At 65.3% G+C, this 5799-nt stretch carries 9 protein-coding genes; 3 read left to right on the top strand and 6 right to left on the bottom strand.

Translation table 11 applies throughout. The annotated features are described in order from the left end of the window. Positions 1 to 3: 3 nt before the first annotated feature. From EOA60_RS15765 to EOA60_RS15750, 4 genes are read right to left on the bottom strand one after another with little or no spacing between them, the layout of a single operon-like run. A complete protein-coding gene (locus tag EOA60_RS15765; protein ID WP_095825539.1) occupies positions 4 to 597 on the bottom strand; it encodes a HupE/UreJ family protein in 594 nt (197 codons plus the stop codon). 26 nt (positions 598 to 623) lie between these two features. After that, positions 624 to 878: a DUF1272 domain-containing protein gene (locus EOA60_RS15760; protein WP_067323959.1), complete on the bottom strand. Its 255-nt coding sequence runs from the start codon at positions 876 to 878 to the stop codon at positions 624 to 626. Positions 879 to 888: 10 nt separating this feature from the next. Continuing rightward, a complete protein-coding gene (locus EOA60_RS15755) occupies positions 889 to 1191 on the bottom strand; it encodes an urease subunit gamma (RefSeq protein ID WP_128311577.1) in 303 nt (100 codons plus the stop codon). Positions 1192 to 1228: 37 nt separating this feature from the next. Continuing rightward, on the bottom strand, positions 1229 to 2071 hold the full coding sequence (locus EOA60_RS15750) for an urease accessory protein UreD (protein WP_179293656.1): 843 nt from the start codon (positions 2069 to 2071) through the stop codon (positions 1229 to 1231). Positions 2072 to 2268: 197 nt separating this feature from the next. Between EOA60_RS15750 and EOA60_RS15745 the strand changes: the two genes are divergently transcribed. The 3 genes from EOA60_RS15745 (at position 2269) to EOA60_RS15735 (ending at position 4636) form a co-directional block, all read left to right on the top strand. Continuing rightward, on the top strand, positions 2269 to 2523 hold the full coding sequence (locus EOA60_RS15745) for an acyl carrier protein (protein WP_040975089.1): 255 nt from the start codon (positions 2269 to 2271) through the stop codon (positions 2521 to 2523). Positions 2524 to 2527: 4 nt separating this feature from the next. Beyond that, the gene (locus EOA60_RS15740; RefSeq protein WP_066999123.1) at positions 2528 to 3736 is read left to right on the top strand and encodes a beta-ketoacyl-[acyl-carrier-protein] synthase family protein; all 1209 of its coding nucleotides are present in this window, start codon (positions 2528 to 2530) and stop codon (positions 3734 to 3736) included. Positions 3737 to 3931: 195 nt separating this feature from the next. Continuing rightward, positions 3932 to 4636: a glutathione binding-like protein gene (locus tag EOA60_RS15735; RefSeq protein ID WP_095825538.1), complete on the top strand. Its 705-nt coding sequence runs from the start codon at positions 3932 to 3934 to the stop codon at positions 4634 to 4636. Between the two features lie 6 nt (positions 4637 to 4642). Here the strand turns inward: EOA60_RS15735 and EOA60_RS15730 are convergent, their stop codons facing one another. Both EOA60_RS15730 and EOA60_RS15725 read right to left on the bottom strand, forming a co-directional pair. Then, positions 4643 to 4951, bottom strand: a complete 309-nt coding sequence (locus EOA60_RS15730) for a hypothetical protein (RefSeq protein WP_066999117.1) — start codon at positions 4949 to 4951, stop codon at positions 4643 to 4645. A 143-nt stretch (positions 4952 to 5094) separates the two neighbouring features. Continuing rightward, complete coding sequence (locus EOA60_RS15725) at positions 5095 to 5706, bottom strand: nucleoside triphosphate hydrolase (RefSeq protein WP_127216826.1); 612 nt, start codon at positions 5704 to 5706, stop codon at positions 5095 to 5097. Positions 5707 to 5799 lie beyond the last annotated feature (93 nt).

Raw genomic sequence — 5799 nt, 5'->3', positions numbered from 1 at the left:
GCCTCACAGCACGCCGAAGGCAAGGCCAGCGCCGACCGTCGCGCAGGCGGCGCCGGCAAGACGCGCCAGGGCGCGGAAGCGGAGCCCAAGACCGAGCATGGCCGCGATGCCGATGCCATGAAGAAGTGCCGTCGCCACGGCAAAACCCGCCATATATTCGAGGCCGCCGGCATTCTCCGGCACTTCAGTGCCATGCGCATGGCCGTGGAACAGGGCGAACAGGCCGATGATGGCCACACCCGCCGAGACCGGCAGGTCGACCGCCAGCGCCACCAGCAACCCGAGGGCAACGACCGAAGCGAGGATACCCGGCTCGACGAAAGGCACCGGCACCTGCAGCATGCCGAGTGCTGCGCCCGCCACCATCGCGCCGACAAAGGCGAGCGGCCAGGCCCGCACCGCCTTGCTGCCTTTCATCGCCGCCCACAGGCCGACCGCAATCATGACGGTCATATGGTCGAGGCCCGACAGCGGGTGCATGAAGCCCGCCGTGAAGGACGAGGTCGTGCCGACGCCGACATGGGCGTAAGCCGGCATCGCCGCCGCCAGGAAGAGGATCGCGGCAAGCGCGGTGCGTTTCGTCGAAGCGGAAATCATGGGCGGGTCCTCTTCAAATTGCCGACTCATGCGGCCTTGCGGGGGCCGCAGCCCCCGGCCTTGAGCACGCGCTTGGTCGAGGCCGGATATTTTTTCAACTTTGCCGCCGGCCGAATCGGCCGCGGCGCGAAATTGCCGCCGCAGTTCGGGCAGACACCGCCGAGAACATTTTGCGCACAATCGGCGCAGAAGGTGCATTCGAAGGTGCAGATCAGCGCATCCGCCGCCTCCGGCGGCAGATCCTTGTCGCAGCATTCGCAATTGGGTCTGAGTTCCAGCATTGGATCCTCCTCACCGGATCGGTTCGTGCACGGTCGCCAGCTTGGTGCCGTCGGGAAATGTCGCCTCGACCTGGACGTCGTGGATCATCTCGGCAATGCCGTCCATGACCTGGGCGCGCGTGACGACATGGGCGCCGGCCTCCATCAGCTCGGCCACCGAGCGGCCGTCGCGGGCGCCCTCGACGACGAAATCGGTGATCAGCGCGATCGCCTCGGGGTGGTTGAGCTTGACGCCGCGTTCCAGTCGTCTGCGCGCCACGATCGCCGCCATGGCGATCAGCAGCTTGTCCTTTTCACGCGGCGTCAGGTTCATGCGTCTTCTCGGTACTCAAGATCAAAGTATTCGAAGGTCAAAGTGACCATAATTTGGGCAGGCCAGCCCGTCCGTTGAGCAGCTCGACGAGCGGAATCAGCCGCTTGCGGAGCTGGTAGCCGTCGCCGGCGGTGAGCCTCGCAAGAAGCTTGCCAGATTGCCCGACGCTCCAGAAACTGGCGCCACCCTGATCACCGATGATCGCGCGGGCAGGTTCCAGCAGGGTTTCCGCACGCGGGGAGACGAGAAGCATCGTTGCACTTGCAAGCGCGCCGCCGGTCACGGCCTGGCGCTGGAGGCCGGCCGCGATATCCGGGCCGATGCGAAAGTCCTCGGCGTGGATGAGCCTGCCACCCTGGCAAACCCGCCAGCGGTCATGGAAATTGCCCAGGACCGTCCGTTCGCCCATCGCAAGCCGGCCGAACAGCGTCGCCTCCAGGAGCAGCGCCTCGGCGCCGACCGCCAGCTCGACATGCAGCGCGCGGGCAAAGGCCGCGCGGTTGAAAACGATGGTTTCCTGCGGCAGCCAGGCAATGCTGCCGCCGGCGCCAACCGTGAGGCTGACCTTCGTCTCGGCCCGGTCGGATGCGGCGCGATAGATCTTCTCGCAGGCCTGGGTGGTGATCGATGCCGAGGCGCCCTCGCCGACCTCGATCTCCCAGCCAAGCCGGTCGCCGCCGGTCAGCCCACCGGCCGTGTTGATCAGCACGGCCTCGAGCGGGTCGCCTTGCACCGCCGGCATGCGAATCTTCGCCGATCCGTCCTGATAGAGATGTTGAAGGCGGGTCCTGCCGCCGCTCTTGCCGCAGAAAAGCCTGCCTCGCCCGGCAACACGTTGCGCGGCAGGCAGAGAAATCAGGATATCCTCGATCATGTCCACGGCGCCAACGTTAAGCACTCCACCGGCTTTGTCGATATATAGCTTGTTGCTTGACATCGTTTCGGTTTCTATAGAGGGAGCCACCTTGGAGCGGTCACGCGGATTCCTGGCGAGGTAAGGGGCGACGACGTTTGTGAATCCGGGGACACAGGGGCGCTGATCAGTTGGCGTCGGAAAACGACAGGGGAAGGAACCGAATGGCTGACCAGCTGACGACCGAAATCATCGAAAAGATCAAAGCGCATGCCGAACCTGGCGGCGAAGAAATCACGCCGAGCACGGATCTCAACACGCTGGGGATCCATTCGCTGGAATTGACCGAGATCATCTTCGATCTCGAGGAGAAGTACGGCATCGAGATCGAGATGAACACGGTCGACGCCTGGAGCAACCTCAAGAACGTCGGCGACATGGTCGAGGCGGTTCGCGAACTGATCGCGAAAAAAGCCTGACTGCATGCTCAAGCGCGTCGTCATCACCGGCATTGGCGGAATATGCGGGCTCGGCACCGATGTGCCGGCGATCTGGGACGCCATGCGCGCCGGCCGTTCGGCAATCGGCCCGATCGACAATCCTTCGCTGCATGACCTGAAGGTCAAGGTCGGCTCCGAAATCAAGGCGTTGCCCGATCACGGCATCGACCGCAAGCAGGTGGTGTCGATGGACCGCTTCAGCCTGCTGGCGGTGATCGCGGCGCGCGAAGCGATGCGGCAGTCCGGACTGGTCGCGCATACCGACAACACCTATCGGATGGGTGCCGTTGTCGGCGTTGGCGTCGCCGGCTTCGAGACGATCGAGGAGAATTACCGCGCGATCCTGATCGAGGGGCGCAACCGCGCTGCTATCTTCACCGTGCCGAAGGTTATGCCAGGCGCGGCCGCCGGCCAGGTCAGCATGAGTCTCGGCCTGCGCGGACCCGTGTTCGGCGTCACTTCGGCCTGCGCGTCGGCCAATCATGCCATCGCCTCGGCCGTCGACCAGATCCGGCTCGGCCGCGCCGACGTCATGGTCGCCGGCGGCACCGAGGCGCCGCTGGTCTGGGGCGTGCTCAAGGGCTGGGAGGCGCTGCGCGTGCTCTCGCCCGACACCTGCCGGCCGTTCTCTGCCGACCGCCAGGGCCTGTCGCTCGGCGAAGGCGCCGGCATGGCGGTGCTGGAAAGCTACGACCACGCAATGGCGCGCGGCGCCACCATCCTTGCCGAGATCGCCGGCGCGGGCCTCTCGGCCGATGCCTCCGACATCGTCGCGCCGACCGTCGAGGGACCGGAAGCGGCGATGCGCTTCTGCCTGGTGGATGCAGGGCTCAATCCCGAGGACGTCGACTATCTCAATGCGCATGGCACCGGCACCAAGGCCAACGACCAGATCGAGACCGCGGCGATCAAACGCGTCTTCGGCGAGCATGTGAGCGCACTCTCGGTCTCCTCGACCAAGTCGATGCATGCGCATTGCCTTGGCGCCTCGGGCGGGCTGGAGATGATCGCCTGCGTCATGGCGATCCGCGACGGCATCGTGCCGCCGACTGCCAATTTCCGCGAGCCCGACCCCGAATGCGATCTCGACGTGACGCCGAATGTGGCGCGCGAGCGCAAGGTGCGCGCAGCACTGAGCAACAGTTTTGCCTTCGGCGGCACCAATGCCGTGCTGGCCTTCAAGGCGATCTGAGACGGGCGATCTGAGATGGGCGAGCCGACGCGGGCGCTCGCCGGCGCCGGACGCGTTCCCATCCTTGCGGGTGCCGGTTGACTGACCGTCCATGGGGGGCGATTGCCGGCCATATTGATCCCAGAGGGCCGGGGTCCTAAGTCTTGCCCACCCGCCACGCGCGCCGCCACGCGCCCATCCGCATCCGGAGCCCCGATGACCGACCTGTCCGCCTTTCCGATCGCCAAGCGCTGGCCGGCCAAGCATCCCGACCGCCTGCAGCTCTATTCATGGCCGACGCCCAACGGCGTGAAGATTTCGATCGCGCTGGAGGAGATCGGCCTGCCTTATGAGCCGCATCCGGTCGACATCGGCAAGAACGAGAGCTGGACGCTGGAATTCCTGTCGCTCAACCCGAATGGCAAGATACCGGCGATCATCGATCCGAACGGGCCCGGCGGCAAGCCGATCGGGCTGTTCGAATCCGGCGCCATCCTGCTCTACCTCAGCGACAAGACCGGCAAGCTGATCCCGGCCGATCCCATCCGGCGCTACGAGACGATCCAGTGGGTGTTCTTCCAGATGGCCGCGATCGGCCCGATCTTCGGACAGGTCGGCTTCTTCAACAAATTCGCCGGGCGCGAGATCGCCGACAAGCGCCCGCTGGAGCGGTATCGCGACGAGTCGCGGCGCCTCATCGGCGTCCTGGAAACGCGGCTCAAGGGCCGGCAATGGATCATGGATGACGAGTTCACCATCGCCGACGTCGCGACGCTGGGCTGGGTGCGCAATCTGATCGGCTTCTACGAAGCGCGCGATCTGGTCGGCTTCGACGATTTCCCCGGTGTCGCGGCATGGCTGGAGCGCGGCCTCGCACGGCCCGCCGTGCAGAGGGGCCTGACTATCCCGGTCAGGAGCTGAGTCGCTCTATTTGGGCTTGGCCTTGGCGCCGCCTCGGCCGAGCACGGATGCGGCAAGCCGCGCGGTGGCCACCACCGCGCCGGTCGCCACGCTTGCCACAGTGCGGATCGGCCCCGAGCTTGCCGCCGGCTTATGCGGCTTCGCGGCCTTCGCGGGGGCCTTGTGCGCGGTGCCGGGCACGACTTTCTTGGGCGCGGCCTTGCCGAAGCTCGGCTTGGCGTCCTTGGAGCGCTCGGCCGTTGCGGTAGCTGCACCAGCTCTGGATTGATTGGCTCTGCTTCTTGCAGGCGCGGGTTTTCTGGTCTTGGTTGCCATAAGACGGTTCCCTGTTATCGCGCAATTCCGGAAGCCGTTACACACTTTCCTGGAATCGCGTCAGTGCCGGACAATTCGGGTCATGGAGATAACGACCTGTAAATCTTAAGGTTCCCGCCCGAAAATGGTGAAAATTGAGCAGGTTAACCAATCACCAGGTCGGCCTCCCGGCGACGCGCCAGCACGCGCTCGATATTGGGCATGTCGTTGGAGGCGATCCAGGCGCGGGCGTCCTCGTCGGACTTGCCATGGCCGCGCCAGCGCTCCATCAGCCGGCGCTCGAGCTCGTCGCGCGGGACATCGACGAAAATGGTGAAATCGAACAGCTCTGCCAGCCGCGACCACGGCTCCTCGTCGAGCAGCAGATAGTTGCCCTCGACCAGGATGAACTTGGTGTCGGCGGAAATGATCTCGGCGGCGGCGCGCGAGAGTTCGATGCTGCGGTCGAAGACCGGAATGGCAATGTCCGGCTCGCCGGAGCGGATCCGCTTCAAAAGCGTCTCGAAGCCGGCAAAATCGAAGGTTTCCGGCGCCCCTTTTCGCGCGCGCAGGCCGCGCCGGTTGAGCACGATGTCGTCATAGTGGAAGCCGTCCATCGGCACGACTTCGGACGTGCCCTCCGGCAGCAATTCATGCAGCCTGCCCGATATGGTCGACTTGCCGGCTCCCGGCGGGCCGGCAATGGCAACGACGAAACGCCTGGCCTTGCCGGCGCGCTTGAAGATGGCGGCAGTGATATGGGCTAAGTCGGACATCAGCGCCTCTTCGCTAGCGACTCCGGCCGCATCTTGGCGGCACTGGGGAGAAATTTCAAACGGTTATAAAGCCGCTGCCGCACGCCCTTGAGA

The organism is Mesorhizobium sp. M1A.F.Ca.IN.020.06.1.1 (genome assembly GCF_004023265.1).
Lineage (GTDB): Bacteria > Pseudomonadota > Alphaproteobacteria > Rhizobiales > Rhizobiaceae > Mesorhizobium.
Note: the sequence above shows the minus strand (reverse complement) of the source record. Positions and strands in the feature narration are given on the sequence as shown.

Bases quoted from the DNA above. Each gene is read 5' to 3' on its own strand.
- EOA60_RS15725 (WP_127216826.1), bottom strand. From the start codon at position 5,706: ATGTCCGACTTAGCCCATATCACTGCCGCCATCTTCAAGCGCGCCGGC.
- EOA60_RS15760 (WP_067323959.1), bottom strand. From the start codon at position 878: ATGCTGGAACTCAGACCCAATTGCGAATGCTGCGACAAGGATCTGCCG.
- EOA60_RS15755 (WP_128311577.1), bottom strand. From the start codon at position 1,191: ATGAACCTGACGCCGCGTGAAAAGGACAAGCTGCTGATCGCCATGGCG.
- EOA60_RS15735 (WP_095825538.1), top strand. From the start codon at position 3,932: ATGACCGACCTGTCCGCCTTTCCGATCGCCAAGCGCTGGCCGGCCAAG.
- EOA60_RS15745 (WP_040975089.1), top strand. From the start codon at position 2,269: ATGGCTGACCAGCTGACGACCGAAATCATCGAAAAGATCAAAGCGCAT.
- EOA60_RS15730 (WP_066999117.1), bottom strand. From the start codon at position 4,951: ATGGCAACCAAGACCAGAAAACCCGCGCCTGCAAGAAGCAGAGCCAAT.
- EOA60_RS15740 (WP_066999123.1), top strand. From the start codon at position 2,528: ATGCTCAAGCGCGTCGTCATCACCGGCATTGGCGGAATATGCGGGCTC.
- EOA60_RS15765 (WP_095825539.1), bottom strand. From the start codon at position 597: ATGATTTCCGCTTCGACGAAACGCACCGCGCTTGCCGCGATCCTCTTC.